Here is a 19306-nt window from a genome sequence, read left to right as displayed (position 1 = left end):
ATGTGCCTTTGATGAACATTTGAACATGAATTATACAATTATTACTTTTTAAATGCACGTTTTAATCCTTTAAAGAACCCTTTTTCGAAAGTAAGCACCGAATCTCGATAACTGCGAACTGCAATCCAAAGTAGCAATATCATTACAATAAGTGACAGCAATACACTGACAATAATTTCCCATAACTGCAATTCTGGTGTTGAAGCACGCAAGAATAACACAAAAGGAGAAAGTAATGGAATGAAACTTGCAATTTTTGTAAGCATTGTTTCAGGTGTATTCAAATTAAGCAATGCGATATAAAACGCAATAAAACTTACCGCAGTCATCGGCATTAATGCTTGGTTCATATCTTCAATACGCGTAGCTAAAGAACCTAAAATAGTACCGAGAATCGTATAAGAAATGATACCAATGATAAAACAAATCACGCCGACAATTAATAAGTGCATTGTGACATCTGTAAATTTAACATTGAATTTTTTCACAATATCTCTTAAATCAGAAAGATAAATGCTAATTGCCCCTACTACCACAAAAATCAAAACTTGGGTAAATGCCACTAAAATAATCGCTAAGATTTTGGCTAATAAATGTTTAACAGGTGAGATACTCGTTATTACCATTTCGATGACACGAGATATTTTTTCAGTCGCCACTTCCATGGCTACTTGATTGGCATAGTTAAGGATGATAAAGAACATTAACATAATACCTGCATATAAAATTATAATATTAGCGACTTTATCTTGCTCAGAAAGCTGTTTAGCATCCTTGCCAACTACTTTGGCAGTTACTTTACTTTGTTGTTGTAAAGCTTGAAGATCTTTAGGACTCAAATTAACACTCTTCGCAATTGCTTGTGTTTGTATAGGTGTCAGTATACTTTCTAATTTTTGTTTTGTTTCGTCAGAAACTGAATCCTTGCTGACAATCTCTCCTTCAACTTGCTTCCCTTTTGTTTTGATTATGTAAGCTTTATCCAGCTTTTCATTTTTTACATCCTTGATTGCTTGCTTTTCAGAAACATGTTGAAATTTAGTTCCTTTATCTTCAATTTTTGCGCTTTGTGATTTTACCATTTGATATACTTGCTGATTTTCAGAGACAATTCCGATTTTATCAGGACCTCCGTTAAACATATCAATAATTTTATTGGCATTTGCACCGCCAATAATCAGCAATGAAATAATCACAGTCATAATGATAAAAGCACGAGATTTGATTTTGTTCATATACGTTAAAGAAAATGTAGCCCAGAATTTACTCATGAATATCACCTACTTTTTCAATAAAGATATCTTGAATAGAAGGTTCTAATACTTGGAATCGTTTAACAAAGCCACTTTTTGTGACTGCATCATATACACGTTCAGCAGTTGCTTGGTCTTCTACAGTCAATGTAATTTCTCGTTTAGAACGATTCACTTGAGAAACACCTTCTATATCTTCTAAGGATTCGAGCGGCTTATCTGTTTCAATCAACACTTTTTTCAAATCAAATTGATCTTTAATTGCTTGTATATCCCCTTGGAGAACTAAATTTCCATTCTTTAAAATACAAACATCATCACAAAGTTCTTCTACATGTTCCATACGATGAGAACTAAAAATAATAGTCGTTCCTTCTTTGTTTAAATCTTTAACTGCTGATTTCAGCAATTCTACATTTACAGGATCTAATCCGCTGAAAGGTTCATCTAAAATCAATAACTCCGGACGATGAATCAAGCTCGCAAGTAATTGAATTTTTTGCTGGTTTCCTTTGGAAAGCGACTCTATCTTTTTATCTTTATTTTCCATAATTTTAAATCGATTCAGCCAATAATCCAAAGCTTTATCAAAATCTATTCTAGGCATTCCCTTCAATGTCGCAAGATATCTCAATTCATCTTTAACTTTCATTTTAGGATGCAAACCACGTTCTTCAGGAAGATAGCCTACTTTATTAAACATACTTTCGCCCATCTTATTACCGTTATATGTAACAGAGCCTTCTGTAAGCGGTGTTAATCCCAGAATCATTCTAAAAGTTGTTGTTTTACCTGCCCCGTTTCGCCCTAAAAAACCTAACATTTTACCATTATCTAGCGATAAAGAAATATCATTAACAACTGTCTTATCGCCATATTTTTTAGTAACATCTTTTAATTCTAACGACATATTCCTCATCTCCTTTGCGTTATTTTTTAAGTTTTAAATTATATATAATTCTTATCTTAATATTATCATACTGTCAGGACATTTCTGTAGCTTATCTATATATTTTCATAAATTTTACAATATTATTGCTTATAATATTTACTGATTTTGGCATAGTAGAAAACAACATTGAAAATGTAGAGTGCTATTAACACTAACAATGCAATAATTTGATCCGTATGTGTAACTGCTGAATAAAAAGCCAGCAGAATAATCATCATCATAACTGCCATAACATTATAATGATAAAGTTTAAATAGTGCAGAATAAGAGATATACTTTTCTCCCTCATCCATCGCAGAAATCATTTTGCCAATGTAATTAGAATCGTTGTATTTGGGTAATCTCGAATCTATTTTTGGTAATATAACATTATAGCTTATTCCAAAAACGGCGCTAATGAGTAAAGGGATAGTAGTTAAACCCCATTGATCATTCATATCCTCTTTAAAAATTGCAACAAATATCATGTTAAGCAATGTGATAATAATTGTTGCTTGATAAAACCAGCCCGCTTTCAGAAACTTTTGATTATAGGTTTGATTATAGGTTTGATTATATTCATCAGCAAAATCCTCTTGTATTTCAGATTTTTGCTTATAATTATATGCGTTTTTCAAATACTTCAACATAAAAATACCGCAAATTATAACTATTAAAATAGTAATTCCGGTGCTTACTTGAGTATCAAATGTATTCAAGAATGTAGGTAATTTAATCCCAGAATGCAAAGAAAATAGAAAACATATTACTCCGCCTACTATTCCTCCTAATAAAACTTTACTAATATACAACGTATTTTTCTTCGCTTTACTCATAATCATCCTCCTCAAAAATAAATATGTCCTCAATCCGTTCTCCAAAAATACGTGCTATCTTAGCAGCAGTAAGTACGGAAGGCATGAATTCGTTTCTTTCAATTAAAGAAACTGTTTGACGTGAAATTCCTGCTTTTTTAGCAAGTTGTGTTTGGTTATATCCATCGCGTGCCCGTAATTCTTTTAAGCGTGTTCTCATATTTCCAACCTCCGTTATCCAACATACTATATTATCTTTGTCATTTTGACAATCATATTAGTCAAAATGACATTAATGTTAATCAAAAAAACAAAAAACAAAAAAGACGATTTCTAATTAAGTCTAGAAATCGTCTTTAAAATATCTTATTCATAATGTGTATGATGGCTGCCTGATGTCGAATCAGAATACGACTTGTGTGACGTTGGTGTATGACCTTGCTCGAATTTCTTACCAGCAGGTCCTCGTCCATATTTATTATCTGCAAGCTGACTTGGTAATAAAGTAACTATTAATACATAAATCGATAAACCTGAATTAACCAATATATACAACAATGCAAATATCCAAAGCACACTGTTGCTATCATTAGCATCGGATGTAACTATAGGTTGAATAATATTATAGCCCAATGATAATGATATATATATTATCGGAACAACCATCTTTCTTCCTGTGTCATGAAAACGTCTGACTATAAGCGATAAAAACGGTACGAAAAGTACTAGACCTATAAATCCGAATATAATCATACAAATAAATACGACTATTAATGTCAGGTACGTATCAAAAATCAATCCATTTAGAAGGGTAACATACATCGCTGCAATTGTAATAAACCCAAGTCCCAAAAGCGGTAAAAATAAAAAAGCGGCCCATAATACACACCACCAGTATTCTGCTCGTCGAGCTCTCCCAGTGAAATTAATATAATTTTTCCAAAAAAGAATAAATGCTTCGCCAAAACTTACACGTTCTTCCATATTACTTCTTCCTCTCTGTAAAGTTCCTCAACTTTAAACTGCTGTTATTTTCTAGTTGGTAATACTGCCACTATTACTATATACACAAATAAAATAATATTCACTATAACAAATATCAAAAATACTATTGCTAACACTGTTATGTCATAGAAATCATCTGGAATGAAATTCGCAAAAACCGACAGTCCATTTGACAATACAAAATATACAATGGGGATTATCATCTTACGTCCAGTATCATGAAAGCGTCGAATTTTCAACGTCAACATGGGTACAAGCGTAACTAGTGCAAAGAAAACCCATAAAAATATTACACCTATTAAGAAAAGTGTCCCCATTAATTGACCTGCACTGCTGCTGCTACTGATCAACACAAAACCTATTAAGCCTATAAAAAGAAATAGCAGGTCTATAATAAAATACCACAATATCCACCACCAGAATTCTTCTCTGGTAGAACGCCCTTTAAAATTTATATAATTTTTCCAAAAGAGCATAAACGCTTTACCAAACCCTACATGTCTCTCCAATTTGAATCACCTGCCTGAATACGAGCACTTCCACGTACAGGACCATATTTATTGTCTCTTGGTTCGCTTGGTAAGATTGTTATCACTAACATGTAAATTGCAAAAGCCATATAGCCTAACCAAATTAATAGACTTAAAATAATAGACCAAGCTGCGCCATCAGAAGCATTAACTGCAATAATTGCAATAATATATCCGATAATTGCATAACCTAAGAAAAAGAAATAAAATTTAGCAGAATCTGCCGGTATCATGAACACGACGGAATAATAGTGCGATAGATGGAAGCAGCATCGCAAGTCCGATTAACGTGACGATAATTATTAGGCCAAAATATAATAATGCACCTATAGCTATGAGACCATCTGAATCGTTTACACCGCCTGCAATCATAATACTCATGCCGATTAATAAAATAAATGTAAAAGGAAGAAAAATAATAAAACTCCATAAAGTCATAAACCAATACTCAGGGCGTGTCGCACGTCCTTTAAAATTCACATAATTCTTCCAGAACAATTTAAAAGATTCACCGAATCCCACTCTTTTCTCCAATAAAATCTCCTCCTCATAATGTTTCAACAAGATCTACTTGCTTTCAGTATTATATTTATCTTGAAAGTCTAGAAATTTGATTAAATATTATAAAAGGTTATAATTTGTCGAAAGTATTTATTATTATATTAACACAACATTTCAACAGCCTCTTCTTAATTATAATTTTTTACAATATTTACAATGCTGTCATCGCTGATATTATAGTGTTTCCAATCACATTATTGTCAAAAAGCGAAAAAATTGCTTAAAATAAATATTAAGTATAATCGTAAATTCGATAAGGAGGAAAAAATGGATTTTATCAATCGTACCACTCCAGAAATTGCGAAAGATTTATTAGGCGTTAAGTTAATATTTGACGATGGAGAAAATCAATTTTCTGGCTATATTGTGGAAACAGAAGCTTATTTAGGAAAAATTGATGAAGCAGCACATAGTTATAATGGCCGGCAAACACCGCGTGTACAATCAATGTATAAAGATGGCGGTACAATTTATGCGCATGTGATGCACACACATTTATTAATCAACCTCGTAACACAACCAGCTGGAACTGCTGAAGGAGTACTTATACGTGCACTTGAACCTGAATTGATTACAGATCAAATGATAGAAAACAGAAATGGCAAAGTTGGCATTGATGTAACAAATGGACCTGGTAAATGGACACGTGCTTTTAATATGTCAATGGCATTAGATGGTCTTCGCTTAAATGAAGGACCGCTTTCTATAGATACAAAAGCACGTAAATACCCTAGTTCAATTCTTGAAAGTCCGCGTATCGGTGTTCCGAACAAGGGAGAATGGACACACAAACCGCTTCGTTTCACTGTAGAGGGCAACCCCTATGTATCACGAATGCGCAAATCGGATATGCTTGCAGCAGAAGATACTTGGAAAAAACACAAATAGACCGAAAGAGTTAGGATTAACCCCGACTCTTCCGGTTTTTTTAATATTCTTTAATTAAATTTGCTGCTAAAGACGATTGAACATCAATGACTCGTTGATTCAAAGATCCTTTCCTTTATAAGGCAGCCCAGGTTGATAAAGCTTTTGAACAAATGGACCATCTACTAGTACGTCAATCTGTTCTAAAATTGACCTTCTCTTTCCAGAATCATGCATTAACGTCTCAAAAAGAAAACCTGACCATACCCAAATTGATTTTTGTGTGTTGAATTGTTTACGGAATGCTTGAATGATGCATTCTACAGTATCTAAATTACAAAAAGGCTCTCCGCCTAATATACTTAATCCTGCGATATAATCAGGTGTGCATTCTTCAATAATCGTTTTTAAAGTGACATCATCCAACGCATGTCCATACGTAAAGTTCTGAGCTGCATGATTATAACAACCCTTACAATTGAAAGGACAACCAGAAACATAGACACTGCATCGCACACCCTCACCGTCTACAAAACTCTCTTTTTCTATTTTAGCAATATATCCCTGTCCGTTCTGTACATTCTCAAACATTAACATGATCCTTTATCTTTCATATGTTTAACACGTGCAGTAATTTCTTTTTGGCGTCCTTCAATCGTTGGTCTTTGGACAGGGTTGCCAAGATAACCGCATGTACGTTTTACTACATCCACTGTTTCAGGATTATGGTTACCGCATTGCGGACAAGTATAACCTTTAACAGTTGTATCAAATTCCCCTTCAAAACCGCATTCATAACATTTATCTATCGGCGTATTGGTTCCAAGATAACTGACTTTATCATAAGCATAATCCCATACCGCTTCTAATGCTTTTGTGTTATGTGTCAGCTTAGGATATTCACAATAATGAATATAACCGCCGCTTGCTAAGTAAGGGTAATCCTTTTCAAAATCCAATTTTTCAAATGGAGATACTACTTTACGTACATCATAATGAAAAGAGTTTTGGTAATAACCTTTATCTGTAATATTCGGAATCAAACCAAAACGTTCTCGATCCAAACGACAAAAACGATCAGTTAAAGATTCACTCGGCGTACTATATAAACTAAAGAAAACATCATATTGTTTAGTCCATTGATATTGAAAATCTTTCATACGACGCAAAATATCTAACGTAAATGTTTTCGCTTCTGGATTCGTTTCCCAATTCGGGCCATAAAATACAGTTGCTGCTTCATACAATCCAATATAGCCAATTGAAATGGTAGCACGTTGACGTTTAAACAATGACATAACTTCATCTTGTTCGTTCAATCTCTTATGGAAAGCACCACTCTTATATAAAATAGGTGCATTATTAGGCGTTGCTTCTTGCAATCGTTTGATACGATAACTTAATGCATCATGAATCAAGGACATGCGTTCATCTAGCAGAAGCCAAAATGTAGCTAGGTTACCTTCTGTTTCTATCGCAATGCGCGGAATATTAAGTGTGACTACTCCTAAATTCATACGTCCACTATTTTCATACTCACCATTTTCATTTCTCCAAGCAGGTAAAAATGACCGGCAACCCATTGGAGCTTTAAAATCACCAAGAATTTCTACTGTTTTATCATAATTTAAAATATCCGGATACATCCGTTTCGTTGAACATTCTAATGCCAATTGTTTTATATCATAATTCGGATCAGAGTGTGAGAAGTTGGTTCCTTTTTTAATTGAGAAGACCAATTTCGGAAAGATTGCTGTAACATGATGATGACCAAGTCCTTGAATGCGTGTATTCAAAATGGCTTTTTGTATCATTCGGCTATACGTATCTGTTCCTAATCCAAATCCTAAAGTGACAAAGGGTGTCTGACCATTTGAAGTATACAGCGTATTAATTTCATATTCCAAACTCTGCATCGCATCTTTGATATCCTTTTCTGTTTGCATGCGAACATATGTATCAAGTTGTTCTTTATATACAAACTGCGCACCGATTTTACGATGTTTTTCAGCATTCTTTGCAGCGTATTGACTTAAAACTTCATCAATACGGTCTACAGTACAACCACCATATTGGCTGCTTGATACATTCGCAATAATTTGAACAATTTGTGCGGTTGCTGTTTGTATAGATTTTGGAGAATCTACTTGTGCATTACCGATATCGAATCCATTTTTCAACATGCCTTCAATATCAATTAAACAACAATTAGTTAAAGGTTGAAACGGGTGATAATCTAAATCGTGAAAGTGAATATCTCCTGACAAGTGTGCATCAGCAACATGTTTAGGCAATAAATGTTCAATGGCATATGATTTTGATACTACACCTGCAGTTAAATCTCTCATCGTTGTATATGTTTCACTATCTTTATTTGCATTTTCATTTATCACTGTCGGATCTTTATTGATTAAATTACTAAGACTTTTTTCTAATTCAAGCATAAAAATACCCCTTCCTTTTACTATATATTGTGTTCTGGTTATTAAATTACCACAATATATAGTAAAAGAAAGGAGTTTTGAAATCTCTTAACAGATATGTCATAGCTTTTTGTCAGTCTATTGAATTTAATGTTATATACAACGCAGTTCAATTCATTAAATTTTAGTGTACCATTAGATGTTTTATTTTAAATAGAGTAATTTAAAGGACGCTCTTTCGTTTGTCGAAACGCATTTAATTTTTGATTATTAAATTCAATCAAATTGCACTCTGGATATTGAGATGGTGCGCGGTTAAGTAAGAATCCAAGATATAAATAATTGTTTTTATCTTTCACATAAGGTGTAATGTCGTATAAATAAGTTGTTTGTGCACCACTGATTTCCATTCGTACTTCTTGATTTAATTCCACTAAAACAGTTGCACTTTGTTTAGAGTTAATCGTTAAATAATAACTGTGAGCTGGATTATAATTTTCTATATTAAAATTCTGCTCTATGATTTCTACTTTTGTATTAAAGTTTCTAAGTGCTGGACGTCTCCATTGAGATAGACGCTTCGTATAGTCATAAGATAATCCAAAGTCAAAATCTTCTAATTGTGCTTTATAAGATTGTTTAATTGTGTTCATGCATTTCTGAACCGGGTTAATTGTTTTGGCATAATTATTCTTCAATTGTTATCACTCCAGTTTGTCTGTTTTTTTCTAATAAAAATTTAGCACGAAATTTAAAACAGTCATATGGCATTTAGTTTCCAATTACAGATGATTTGTTTCCAATATATATTTTATAAATATTTATCGTCACTTTTTATACATATTTAAGTTAATTTTCTCTTTTGCGTAATTGAAATAAGCAGCTAATTGAATTATAATTTATGTAAGCGTTACCAAGATTGTGATCTCCTTCGCAGTCTTTATAATGCAATTACCAAAACCAAAATTGCTACAAAAAGAAGCCGTTCAACCTTCTACCAATTGAACGGCTTCTTTTTTATTTATCTAAACCACGCTGTTCAACCCATGATTTTAACGATGGATCTAAAACAACTTCAGTTTGATGTAATGCTTCGATATTTTGTGCATTGACCATTACTGCAATTTTTTTCATTTGTTCAATAAATTCTTCAACAAATTCTACAGTTTGTGTAATACCATTATTTTCCACTTGTTCTAAGAATGGACGTGACATCCCAACTGCTTCAGCTCCTAAAGCAAGACATTTAATCGCATCAAGCGGATTTCTCACACCCCCGCTTGCAAATACTGTAACTTGATTTTGTAAGTTTTTACTTTCTAACAATGATTCTACTGTTGATTGTCCCCAGTTCTGAAGATAAGACATATCTTTAAGTTGACGTCTTTCATTTTCGATATTTACAAAGTTAGTACCGCCGCGTCCACTGACATCAACATAACGTATACCAATTTCTTTTAAATCTTGAATCAATTCACGACTCATACCAAAACCGACTTCTTTTACAATGACCGGAACATTTACAGTTTGGACGATTTCACTTAAATTTTCCATCCAGTTTGAGAAAGTACGATTACCTTCTGGCATCACAAGTTCTTGAGGTGAATTCACATGTACTTGCAGCGCATTTGCTTGTAACATTTCAACAGATTGTTTTGCAAGGTCTGCCGGTACATCTGCCCCTACATTGCTGAATATAATACCATCAGGATTGGTTTTTCGAACAATGTCAAATGAACTTGCCATTTTATGATTACGTAAGGCAGCATGTGTTGAACCCACAGCGATTGCTAATCCTGTTTCACGGGCTACCACAGCTAATTTCTCATTAATCTGTTTCGTCCATTCACTGCCGCCCGTCATAGCATTAATATACAACGGTGAAGACATTGAAAAATCAGGAAGATTTACAGATAAATCCACTTGATCAACATCTATACTCGGAATTGAATGATGTACAAATCTGACTTTATCAAAATCAGTCAGCTGAGGGTCATTTTGCGCCATCGCAATTTTTACATGATCATCTTTTCGTTGTTCTCTTTTTGAATCGCTCATCGCATTTCCTACTTTCTGTTCTCTTAAACTTATAATATTGTAAGTGTACCAATCTATGCTTGCTTCTGCTACCCATTTGCTAGAAACAATATCAAAAATCAAAACATATCTTTACGTTTGAAATACCAGATACATCCTAAAGAGATTAATACCATAATAACTAACGTTGCATAATATCCATAATGCCATTTTAATTCCGGCATATTTTCGAAGTTCATACCATAAATTCCAGCAATCAAAGTAAGCGGCAAGAAAATCATCGAAACAATCGTCAAAATCTGCATCACACGGTTCATTCTAAAGGACGTATAAGATTCAAAGTTATCTCTGATTTCTCTCGTTATATCGCGTGCTGTCTGAAGCATACTTTCTTCTTTATCAATATGCTCTGTAATATGTTGTATATACATTTTATGACGTTTATCTTGTACCAGCTGACTTTCATTTTGCAGTGTATCAATTACATCTTTCATCGGCATAATCACACGATTCAACTTAATAATATCTGAACGCAAATCAAAAATATTATCCATCATATATTTATTAGTACGATCAGTGCCATGTTCATCTTCAAAAGTAAATACTTTATCAGAAATGTTTTCAATATAATAAAAATAATTGTCGACAATATGGTCTAACATATACAAGACAATATCTTCGCAATCTAAATCTTTATCATAGTTATTTTTAATTTGTTTATAAACCTCGTTCACTTCTCTGATGACATTGTGATGATATGTGATAAGTATTTTATTTATAATAAAAATGTTCAGTACTTCGATTTCATAATCTCTTGGTGAAATTGTATGGAATACAACATTCTGGTAATTTTCATACGCTTTATATTTTGCTCTTGGATTCACATGAATCGTATCATCCATTTCTAATGGATTAAAATCAAAACGATTGAGTAATTCATCACTTTCTTCTTCTGTAGGTTCATTCAAATCATACCAAATAATCGTCGCTTCTGATGGTATTTCTTTTGCATTTTCAACACGTGTTAAAGGCTTTTCTTTTGTTTGATAATATATCGAAACGCTCATTTCTTTCCCCCTTCATTTAAGGTCGAATTATATAGTTTCTTTTATGTGTAGCATAACGGTATTTTTAGTAAAATAGAAGTAATTCTGATTTTGAAAAGGAGAAATGTGCAATGCCGGAATGTTTTACTATTAAAGGCTATGTAGATGAATCAATGATAGACCATAATCAACATATGCATGATGCTGACTTCAATAAAGTTTTCAGCGAAGCTTCAAATGCTTTTAATTACTCCCACGGTCTATCATTAAAAGACCGAGAGCGTTTGAATTACACTATTTTCACCTTAGAAGAACATACTACTTTTTTATCACAACTTAAATTAAACGATGCGTATTTCATTCGTATTTACCTCTATAACTATGATTATAAACGTGTCCATTTCTTTTTAATGATGTACGATGAAAGTGATAACCTAGTAGCTACAAATGAGTTAATGATGATGGGAATAGATAAAAGTACAGAAAAATCCGCACCCTTCCCTGAACAATACTTGAATCAAATAAAAGCTTATTACAAAGAACAGCCTGATATTAAATGGCCGAAGCAGTTAGGCCATCTTATCGACATTCCTAATAAAGGAGGAAAATCATGACACAATTATTTCAAGATGAAATTAGAATGACTCTGTATGATTTATCAGACGAGGTAAAGATGGAACTCAGCGAATTGAATCAATCTGATGAAAACATTACTCGAGGACCTGATCACAAATTGTTCGAACGCGGTATTTTATTAGGCTATTTACAAGGAAGACGCCAAATGATTCATGCGGTAGAAGAGTTATTGAATCAAAGTGTAAGTGACAAAGTATTTAAAAGCGAATTAGATGATATTGAATCACAACTTGAATCTGACTTATCCTCTGAGGAAGAATCTCAAAATACCTTTAATAACGAAGTAATTTGGTCTCCAGAAAAAATTTATCAATCAGCGCTAGCACTCTCCCGTACTTATGAATTACAAGGAAAACGCTACATTGTTAAAAGTATTGGTGCTAAAATAAAAGAGATGCATTTAGAAAGCGAGTAAAAAAAATTTCATATTACACAAAGAAAGGAGTTGCTATTACATAGTATGAACACTCAACAATCACATCGCCAATTCCAAGAAACACTTGAGCAGCAACCGTTGCACCGCGGTCATCAATATTCTGCTAAAAAGAAACGTTCATGGGTGAGCCTGATTATCCATATAATAGTGCTTATCTTGCTTACAATTTCAATGTACAGTATGTGGAAAGAACCTATTTTCAATTTGGTTTTGGTCAATGAGCCGATTCATTTCTCACAAATTTTAAATTTCCAAGAAACATTGAGAAACATCTCAACTCAAAATATTGATTTAACCCAAATCAATCAACTTCAAGATAATATTGATAAACTGAAATTGAGCTTTTATATTTTCTTTTTTGCAGGTGCTCTGAGCATTATATTAACTATCTTAACTTTAATTTTTAATCGTACAGCGATTAAAATCGTGAATATGGTTATTATCGCAATCATGTTTGTAATTCCTTTTAGTTTATCTAATATTATAAATGAGACTGCAAAACGTGTTGCAGATACACTTAGTCAATATTTCTTAAGTTTCAGACCGGATCAAATTCTGACTACAGCAGATGCATTAAATAACGCAGTGACTTTATTAGCTTGTTGCTTCGGTTTATTGTTCATTAGTCTATTCTTCAGAAATCGTCGTATCAGAATTAAATAAATGATATTAAAAAAAGCAGTGAAACAAATCTAGTCGATAGATTGTTTCACTGCTTTTTCTCATTCTATAGTATTCGTTTTAATAATAACTTTTAACATTGAAATAAAAAACGACAGTGCCGCTACAACACTGTCGTTCACCCCATAATATTTAATTAACTTATTCGCTGTGTTCTTTTGCGTATTTAGCAGCTTTCTTTTTACTTTGAATAAAGAAGCTCATAATTAACGCGATAAGACTGAAGATAGTTGCAATCCAGAATGCGTCATTAACGCCTTCAACTGTTGCAAGTTTTTGGAAATATCCCATTAATACTTGCATTGCACCATCTTGACCGCCAAATTGCATTCCTAATTCTTTCATTTGGTCTTGAATAGCTGGATTTGTTTTATCTAAATCCTGTGCGAAAGTGTTCATGTGTTGCGTTGTTTGGTTTGTCATTACTGTAACTAAAATTGCAGTACCGATAGAACCTGCTAGTTGACGCAACGTATTCACAAGTGCATTACCATGTGAAATCAATCTTGCTGGTAAAGCATTCATACCTGCTGTCATAATCGGCATCATAATGAACGCCATACCAAATGAACGTAAGATATAAATTCCCATGATTGACATATATGGTGTATCCATTGTTAATTTAGTTAACTCCCAAGTTGCATATGTCATCACTGAGATACCGAAAATTGCTAATGGTTTAATACCAATCATGTCATATAATTTACCGGCAATTGGTCCTAATAGACCCATTACTAAAGCACCTGGCAACATTAGCAAACCTGAATCAATTGCTGTAAAGCCACGTAAGTTTTGTAAATAGATTGGAAGTAATAACATACCGCCATATAAACTCATCATTACAACGACATTGATTAATGTTGTTAATGTGAATGTTGGGAATCTCAATACTTCAAAATTCAACATAGGCATTTTCATTCTTGTTTCTCTGATTACGAAAAGCACAATGAAAATAGCACCTAGAATGAATGAAATTACTACTGTATTAGAACCCCATCCATCGTTACCTGCTTCACTGAATCCGTAAAGCAATGAACCGAATCCGATAGTACTGAAAATAATACCTGGAATATCCGCTTTTGGATTTTCAGTATGTTGATATAATCTGAACCAAATATAGCCTACTAAAACAGCTACTAAACCAATGAAGAACATACCATAGAACATTACGTTCCAGTGGTAATTTTGTACGATGTAACCTGATAATGTTGGTCCAATTGCTGGTGCTAAGATCATAGCAACACCCATAACACCCATTGCAGAACCACGTTTTTCTGGTGGGAAAATCGTCATAATAACATTAGAACCTAATGGCATTAAGATACCAGCACCTGCTGCTTGTAATACACGCCCTGTCATCATAATCGAAAAGTTCGGTGACAAAGCACAAACTAATGAACCGATTGTGAAAATGACAAGTGAGAATAAATACAACCTTCTATATGAATATCTTTCAAATAAGAAGGCACTGACAGGAATAAAAATACCATTAACTAACATGAATCCTGTCATCAACCATTGTCCAGTTGAAGCAGAAATATTAAAGTCAGTATTGATTTTAGGCAATGCCACATTCAGTAGTGTTTGGTTCAAGATCGCAATGAACATACCAAATAACATGGCAGCTAAAATTACATTTCGTGATACACCGTTACCAAAACGGAACATAGGTTGTTTATTATTACCGTTTTTTTCGCTCGCTTCTACTTGCGTATCTTCATGTTTTTCATCTTTTGTTTCATTTGAATCCTCAGATTTTTCTGAGCCTGTTTCGCGGTTATCAGAATCATTTTCTGATAATGGTTTTAAGTTTTCGACTGATTCAGTATGATGTTGCTCATCACTTTGTTGTTCAGTCATTTTTTCTTCACTTGAGCGTGATGGTTGTTTATCTAAGTCGCTCGCTTTAAATTTAGATGTTTGATTTCTATTATAACGTGCTTGACGTTGTTCCAGTTTTCGCGAAGCTTGTTTCTTATTACGTTTACGTACAAACATATTCACGAACGCAATAAGAACCAATGCGACAACAATATATATGATTAAGGCAAGTGTCATTTAATGACCTCCTTAATTCTTATGAATACTTACTTCAGCATTCATGCCTGGAACAACGGAATTAGATGGTGCAGAGTCTAAAGAAATTTTAACAGGAACAACTTGAGATACTTTAGTATAGTTACCGTCACTGTTAGATGAAGGCATTAGTGAGAAGCTAGCAGCTGTTGCTTTACCTACTTCGTCTACTTTACCTTTAACTTTAGAGTTTTGTCCGTCAATTTTAACGTCTACATCATTACCTTTTTCAACATCAGAAATATCTTTTTCGTCAACGTTTGCTGTGATGTATAAGTCATCTAAATTATAAGCGTAAGCAATTGGAGAACCTGCTTGAACCATGCTGCCTTCCATACCATCAGTTTTTACAATAGTACCTTTTTGAGGCATTTCAATGTCCATTTTTTGTGGTGAACCATCTTCACCTTTACCAGTTACTTCAGCAAGTTTATCACCTTTGCTGTAATCTTTATCTTCCTTAGCGTCAAATGAGTCTAATTTACCAGAAATAGGACTGGCAATTTTCATTTGTTCCCCGTCCACTTTCGCGTTATCTGTTTTAATATATCCTGTTGCTTGATTGTAGTAGTAGAATCCACCGATTCCGATAAGTACCAAAACAACAATTGTAATAATATTAATCAATATTATCTTCTTCATTTTCTTTCCTCCTATTTGCTATTTAAAGTTACTTTATCTATTATAAATAGGTGTAACTAAAAAAAATACCAACATTTTATAGAAATGTGTCGGACTGATTTATCTCAATTGACAGAGGTGCCTATAATGAAGAAAAACGCAAAACGTAAAATTTTTGTAAGTACTATTGATTTAATGGAAGAATATTCAATAGATGAAATTACAATCAAAATGATTTGCGCATACAGCGGTATTAACCGTTCCACTTTTTATGCTCATTTTACTGATAAATATGATTTGTTCGAACAAATTCAAGAATATCACAAAGCAAGATATATCAGACTTACTTCGACTTTATATCAAAATTTTGACAGAGTCAGATATAATAAGCAAAAACTACTACAATTTTTCCGAATACAATTTAAATATATCTATCGTTATCAACGTTTTTTTCATGCTGTATTTATCAGTCACCCTCAAAAGGACTTTGTAATAGAAATGGTGCATCTTACATACGATTCATATGAAAAAGTAATGGCTGAATATACTGACATGGATCATCACATGTACTATGTCCAATATTTGATTGGGGGACAACTTGGTGTCGTATTTTCATGGTTGCGACGAAAATGTAAAGAATCTCCAGAAGAAATGGCACGAATTATGTTAAGAAATACAATTAAAATGCGAGAATTAGAGGAAACTGACCTGCCCAAATAAAACTATTTAGGGCAGGCTTTTCTTTACAATATATCCCCTATCAACTATCATTTAGATGTAAAACTTTTATTAGTTGCTTTAGTTCAACTAATGTATATTCCATTCAATTTCTAACTAAAGGGAGGTTACTTATGAAGACCATTTTGAAGTTTAGATGGATAATTTCAATTATTGTGGTTATCGCAATTGCATGTTCCATTATTTTCGCTCCGAATCTAGCACAACTTGCTAATGATAAAGGCAGCATTGCACCACCTAAAGACACAACTTCAGAACATATGATCAGAAATTAAAAGATGTGGGGGCAGGTTCAGAAAGCATCAGTGCTGTAGTGCAGCTCGATCATAAGTTAGATGCTGATAGCAAGAAAAACTTAAAATCGTATATTAATAAAATTAAAGATGTTAAAAACGTCAAAAATGTTACTGACCCGTTCCAGAATAAAGATGTAGAAGATAAACTCGTTTCTAAAAACAAAAAATCGATTTTAATTCCCATCGAAACAGCAGATAGCAAAGACAAGACTTTAGACGCTGTTAAAGATATTAATAAAATTGATCATCACGATTTCAAAGGGTCTTATGTAACTGGTAATGAAGTAATTAACAATGATATTAATAAAAGTGTAAACGAAGGTTTAAAAACAACTGAAATTATTACAGTCATTTTAATCTTAGCCATTCTTTTCTTGGTGTTCCGTTCTGTAGTGACACCATTTGTACCACTTTTATTAGTAGGCTTATCTTACCTGTTTTCACAAGGCGTGCTCGCATTCCTTGTAAAATATATTGATTTCCCTATCTCTGTTTATATCCAACCATTCTTAATAGCGTTGCTATTTGGTATTGGAACAGATTATTGTATCTTATTATTAAACAGATATAAGGAAGAATTAGGTAAAGACCAAAGTAATTTTAATGCCGTATTAAATACATTCAAACATGGCGGACGTACAATTTTAATTTGTGCCATCACAGTACTTGTAGGTTTCGCAGCATTATTCTTTGTTGAATTCAGCTTATTCAGATCAGCAATGGGTATAGCGGTTGGTGTGTTATGTTTAATGATTATTTTATTCACACTATTACCTACACTCTTATTAGTATTAGGAAATAAAGTATTCTGGCCAAGTAAAAAATCTGCTGAACATAAAGATAACGCATTATGGGGTGCGTTAGGTAAATTTACCAATAAACGTTCATTCTTGGCGTTAGTCATTGTACTTGTTGTGATGGTACCGATAATCGTATTTGCACCTAATACAATTACGTATGATAATACCAATGAAATCGGTGATGAATACGATTCAATAAAAGCCATCAACATCATTAAAGATGACTTCAGTGTGGGACAAGCCTTCCCTGTTAATATCGCAATCAAAGATGATAAGAAATTAACAAATGCTAAAGGTGTTAATGATCTAGAAACACTTGCTCAATCTATTGAAAAAGTAAAAGGTGTCGACAGTGTTAACACAATAACTCGTCCTACAGGAAAACCAATCAAACAATTATCAGCAACAGATCAATTAAATGAAATTCAAAGTAAATTGACTGATGCTAATAATGGTTTAGGACAAGTTAATGATGGTTTAGGCAAAATGGATTCACAAGTTAAACCATACACTGACCCAAGTCGCGTTCAACAAACGATGCAACAAGCCAGCCAATCACCACAGCAAGCCGGTCAGCAAGCTACACAACAAGCTACTGAAATGTCTAAAGGCCTAGAACAATCACAACAAGGCATTAATAAAGTTCAAAATGGACAAACTCAAATACAAGATCGATTAAAAGATATGTCTAAAGATAAGGGCATGGGTAAATCTGGCATGTACATTACTGATGACATGTTAAAAGATAAGAAAATGAAACAATCTGTTGATCAATATAGTAAAGGTGACGGTAAAGTCGTTTTACTCAATGTTGAATTAAAAGATGACCCATTCTCTAAAGCTTCAATGAACACTGTTCAACGTATTCACAATACAGTTGATAACCAAGTAAAAGGTACAGCATTCAAAAACAGTGATATTGAATATGGCGGAATGTCATCCAAAAACAACGATTTACAAAATATTATAGACAGCGATATGACTAAAGCAATCGCTTTAATTACTGTATTCTTGTTCGTTGTACTCTTAATCTTTGAACGCTCAATCATTATGCCGCTTTATATGATTGCTTCAATTTTAATCACTTACTATGCTTCTATCGGTATCGCTAACTTAATTTTCAACGATATGCTTGGCATGGGTGGTTTACTATTGGTTGTACCATTCTTCAGCTTTGTGGTCTTGATGGCACTAGGTGTCGATTATGCGATATTCCTAGTCAATCGTTTCAGCGAAGAAGTCGACGATGGAAAATCAATATCCGAAGCCTTACTTACTGCAATGCGTAAAATGGGAACAGTTATTATGACTGCTTGTATTATCTTAATCGGTACAGTAGCGGCACTTTACACTTCTGGTGCAATGACATTAATGGAAATTGCAACTGTAATTATCTTAGGATTAATTATTTATAATATCTTCATGCTGCCTCTCTTCATTCCAGCATTAGTTAAATCATTCGGAGCTGGAAACTGGTGGCCATTTAAAACACATGTTAAAAACCATAAAGAATCTTAAGACAAAACAAAATTAAAAAGGAGCGCTATAGCGAAA

At 33.3% G+C, this 19306-nt stretch carries 19 protein-coding genes and 2 pseudogenes; 6 read left to right on the top strand and 15 right to left on the bottom strand.

The window, feature by feature from the left end; all coding sequences use genetic code 11:
- Positions 1-41: 41 nt before the first annotated feature.
- The 8 genes from DYE31_RS03165 to DYE31_RS03130 form a co-directional block, all read right to left on the bottom strand.
- Positions 42-1271: an ABC transporter permease gene (locus tag DYE31_RS03165; protein WP_015901077.1), complete on the bottom strand. Its 1230-nt coding sequence runs from the start codon at positions 1269-1271 to the stop codon at positions 42-44.
- Positions 1264-2163, bottom strand: coding sequence for an ABC transporter ATP-binding protein (locus DYE31_RS03160; protein WP_015901078.1), 900 nt, complete (start codon positions 2161-2163; stop codon positions 1264-1266). Before DYE31_RS03160 ends, DYE31_RS03165 begins: the two co-directional genes overlap by 8 nt.
- Before the next feature lie 122 nt (positions 2164-2285).
- Positions 2286-3020, bottom strand: coding sequence for a DUF3169 family protein (locus DYE31_RS03155; RefSeq protein ID WP_041613015.1), 735 nt, complete (start codon positions 3018-3020; stop codon positions 2286-2288).
- A complete protein-coding gene (locus DYE31_RS03150; RefSeq protein WP_046100007.1) occupies positions 3013-3219 on the bottom strand; it encodes a helix-turn-helix transcriptional regulator in 207 nt (68 codons plus the stop codon). Before DYE31_RS03150 ends, DYE31_RS03155 begins: the two co-directional genes overlap by 8 nt.
- A gap of 146 nt (positions 3220-3365) precedes the next feature.
- Positions 3366-3983 (bottom strand): DUF805 domain-containing protein, encoded by a 618-nt coding sequence (locus tag DYE31_RS03145; RefSeq protein WP_015901081.1) that lies wholly within the window; start codon positions 3981-3983, stop codon positions 3366-3368.
- A 44-nt stretch (positions 3984-4027) separates the two neighbouring features.
- Positions 4028-4513: a DUF805 domain-containing protein gene (locus DYE31_RS03140; RefSeq protein ID WP_015901082.1), complete on the bottom strand. Its 486-nt coding sequence runs from the start codon at positions 4511-4513 to the stop codon at positions 4028-4030.
- Positions 4498-4767 carry a hypothetical protein gene (locus tag DYE31_RS03135; RefSeq protein WP_015901083.1) on the bottom strand — a complete coding sequence of 90 codons (270 nt, stop codon included), beginning with the start codon at positions 4765-4767 and terminating at the stop codon, positions 4498-4500. The genes DYE31_RS03140 and DYE31_RS03135 overlap by 16 nt, the downstream gene beginning before the upstream one ends.
- On the bottom strand, positions 4745-5068 hold the full coding sequence (locus tag DYE31_RS03130; protein WP_015901084.1) for a DUF805 domain-containing protein: 324 nt from the start codon (positions 5066-5068) through the stop codon (positions 4745-4747). The genes DYE31_RS03135 and DYE31_RS03130 overlap by 23 nt, the downstream gene beginning before the upstream one ends.
- A 294-nt stretch (positions 5069-5362) precedes the next feature.
- Here DYE31_RS03130 and DYE31_RS03125 point away from each other — a divergent pair, with 294 nt between their 5' ends.
- Positions 5363-5983 carry a DNA-3-methyladenine glycosylase gene (locus DYE31_RS03125; protein WP_015901085.1) on the top strand — a complete coding sequence of 207 codons (621 nt, stop codon included), beginning with the start codon at positions 5363-5365 and terminating at the stop codon, positions 5981-5983.
- A 40-nt stretch (positions 5984-6023) separates the two neighbouring features.
- Here DYE31_RS03125 and nrdG read toward each other — a convergent pair.
- The 5 genes and pseudogenes from nrdG to corA form a co-directional block, all read right to left on the bottom strand.
- A pseudogene (gene nrdG, locus DYE31_RS03120) lies at positions 6024-6559 on the bottom strand (anaerobic ribonucleoside-triphosphate reductase activating protein).
- The gene (nrdD, locus tag DYE31_RS03115) at positions 6553-8406 is read right to left on the bottom strand and encodes an anaerobic ribonucleoside-triphosphate reductase (RefSeq protein ID WP_015901087.1); all 1854 of its coding nucleotides are present in this window, start codon (positions 8404-8406) and stop codon (positions 6553-6555) included. The pseudogene nrdG and the gene nrdD overlap by 7 nt, the downstream one beginning before the upstream one ends.
- Before the next feature lie 188 nt (positions 8407-8594).
- Positions 8595-9083: a hypothetical protein gene (locus DYE31_RS03110; protein WP_041613016.1), complete on the bottom strand. Its 489-nt coding sequence runs from the start codon at positions 9081-9083 to the stop codon at positions 8595-8597.
- Positions 9084-9402: 319 nt separating this feature from the next.
- Entirely contained in the window at positions 9403-10443 is a 1041-nt protein-coding gene (fni, locus tag DYE31_RS03105; RefSeq protein WP_041613132.1) for a type 2 isopentenyl-diphosphate Delta-isomerase, read from the bottom strand.
- Positions 10444-10541: 98 nt separating this feature from the next.
- Positions 10542-11489, bottom strand: a complete 948-nt coding sequence (gene corA, locus DYE31_RS03100) for a magnesium/cobalt transporter CorA (protein ID WP_015901090.1) — start codon at positions 11487-11489, stop codon at positions 10542-10544.
- A 110-nt stretch (positions 11490-11599) separates the two neighbouring features.
- Here corA and DYE31_RS03095 point away from each other — a divergent pair, with 110 nt between their 5' ends.
- The 3 genes from DYE31_RS03095 to DYE31_RS03085 are packed head-to-tail and all read left to right on the top strand — an operon-like array spanning position 11600 to position 13203.
- Positions 11600-12082 (top strand): thioesterase family protein, encoded by a 483-nt coding sequence (locus DYE31_RS03095; RefSeq protein ID WP_015901091.1) that lies wholly within the window; start codon positions 11600-11602, stop codon positions 12080-12082.
- Positions 12079-12519 (top strand): hypothetical protein, encoded by a 441-nt coding sequence (locus DYE31_RS03090; protein WP_015901092.1) that lies wholly within the window; start codon positions 12079-12081, stop codon positions 12517-12519. The genes DYE31_RS03095 and DYE31_RS03090 overlap by 4 nt, the downstream gene beginning before the upstream one ends.
- A gap of 45 nt (positions 12520-12564) precedes the next feature.
- Positions 12565-13203 carry a hypothetical protein gene (locus tag DYE31_RS03085; protein WP_015901093.1) on the top strand — a complete coding sequence of 213 codons (639 nt, stop codon included), beginning with the start codon at positions 12565-12567 and terminating at the stop codon, positions 13201-13203.
- Positions 13204-13362: 159 nt separating this feature from the next.
- On the opposite strand, the gene DYE31_RS03080 is transcribed toward DYE31_RS03085, so the two are convergent.
- Positions 13363-15279 (bottom strand): DHA2 family efflux MFS transporter permease subunit, encoded by a 1917-nt coding sequence (locus DYE31_RS03080; RefSeq protein ID WP_015901094.1) that lies wholly within the window; start codon positions 15277-15279, stop codon positions 13363-13365.
- A 12-nt stretch (positions 15280-15291) separates the two neighbouring features.
- Positions 15292-15939 (bottom strand): HlyD family secretion protein, encoded by a 648-nt coding sequence (locus DYE31_RS03075; RefSeq protein ID WP_015901095.1) that lies wholly within the window; start codon positions 15937-15939, stop codon positions 15292-15294.
- 126 nt (positions 15940-16065) lie between these two features.
- Between DYE31_RS03075 and DYE31_RS03070 the strand changes: the two genes are divergently transcribed.
- Positions 16066-16638 carry a TetR/AcrR family transcriptional regulator gene (locus tag DYE31_RS03070; RefSeq protein WP_015901096.1) on the top strand — a complete coding sequence of 191 codons (573 nt, stop codon included), beginning with the start codon at positions 16066-16068 and terminating at the stop codon, positions 16636-16638.
- A 131-nt stretch (positions 16639-16769) separates the two neighbouring features.
- Positions 16770-19270, top strand: a pseudogene (locus DYE31_RS03065) (MMPL family transporter).
- The last annotated feature ends 36 nt before the right edge of the window (positions 19271-19306 follow it).

Origin of the sequence: Staphylococcus carnosus (assembly GCF_900458435.1) — a bacterium.
GTDB lineage: Bacteria > Bacillota > Bacilli > Staphylococcales > Staphylococcaceae > Staphylococcus > Staphylococcus carnosus.
This window is presented reverse-complemented; position numbering and strand designations above follow the sequence as displayed.

Coding starts and splice junctions, on each gene's coding strand:
- DYE31_RS03165 (WP_015901077.1), bottom strand. CDS start 1,271: ATGAGTAAATTCTGGGCTACATTTTCTTTAACGTATATGAACAAAATC.
- DYE31_RS03160 (WP_015901078.1), bottom strand. CDS start 2,163: ATGTCGTTAGAATTAAAAGATGTTACTAAAAAATATGGCGATAAGACA.
- DYE31_RS03155 (WP_041613015.1), bottom strand. CDS start 3,020: ATGAGTAAAGCGAAGAAAAATACGTTGTATATTAGTAAAGTTTTATTA.
- DYE31_RS03150 (WP_046100007.1), bottom strand. CDS start 3,219: ATGAGAACACGCTTAAAAGAATTACGGGCACGCGATGGATATAACCAA.
- DYE31_RS03145 (WP_015901081.1), bottom strand. CDS start 3,983: ATGGAAGAACGTGTAAGTTTTGGCGAAGCATTTATTCTTTTTTGGAAA.
- DYE31_RS03135 (WP_015901083.1), bottom strand. CDS start 4,767: ATGATACCGGCAGATTCTGCTAAATTTTATTTCTTTTTCTTAGGTTAT.
- DYE31_RS03125 (WP_015901085.1), top strand. CDS start 5,363: ATGGATTTTATCAATCGTACCACTCCAGAAATTGCGAAAGATTTATTA.
- nrdD (WP_015901087.1), bottom strand. CDS start 8,406: ATGCTTGAATTAGAAAAAAGTCTTAGTAATTTAATCAATAAAGATCCG.
- fni (WP_041613132.1), bottom strand. CDS start 10,443: ATGAGCGATTCAAAAAGAGAACAACGAAAAGATGATCATGTAAAAATT.
- corA (WP_015901090.1), bottom strand. CDS start 11,489: ATGAGCGTTTCGATATATTATCAAACAAAAGAAAAGCCTTTAACACGT.
- DYE31_RS03095 (WP_015901091.1), top strand. CDS start 11,600: ATGCCGGAATGTTTTACTATTAAAGGCTATGTAGATGAATCAATGATA.
- DYE31_RS03090 (WP_015901092.1), top strand. CDS start 12,079: ATGACACAATTATTTCAAGATGAAATTAGAATGACTCTGTATGATTTA.
- DYE31_RS03085 (WP_015901093.1), top strand. CDS start 12,565: ATGAACACTCAACAATCACATCGCCAATTCCAAGAAACACTTGAGCAG.
- DYE31_RS03080 (WP_015901094.1), bottom strand. CDS start 15,279: ATGACACTTGCCTTAATCATATATATTGTTGTCGCATTGGTTCTTATT.
- DYE31_RS03075 (WP_015901095.1), bottom strand. CDS start 15,939: ATGAAGAAGATAATATTGATTAATATTATTACAATTGTTGTTTTGGTA.
- DYE31_RS03070 (WP_015901096.1), top strand. CDS start 16,066: ATGAAGAAAAACGCAAAACGTAAAATTTTTGTAAGTACTATTGATTTA.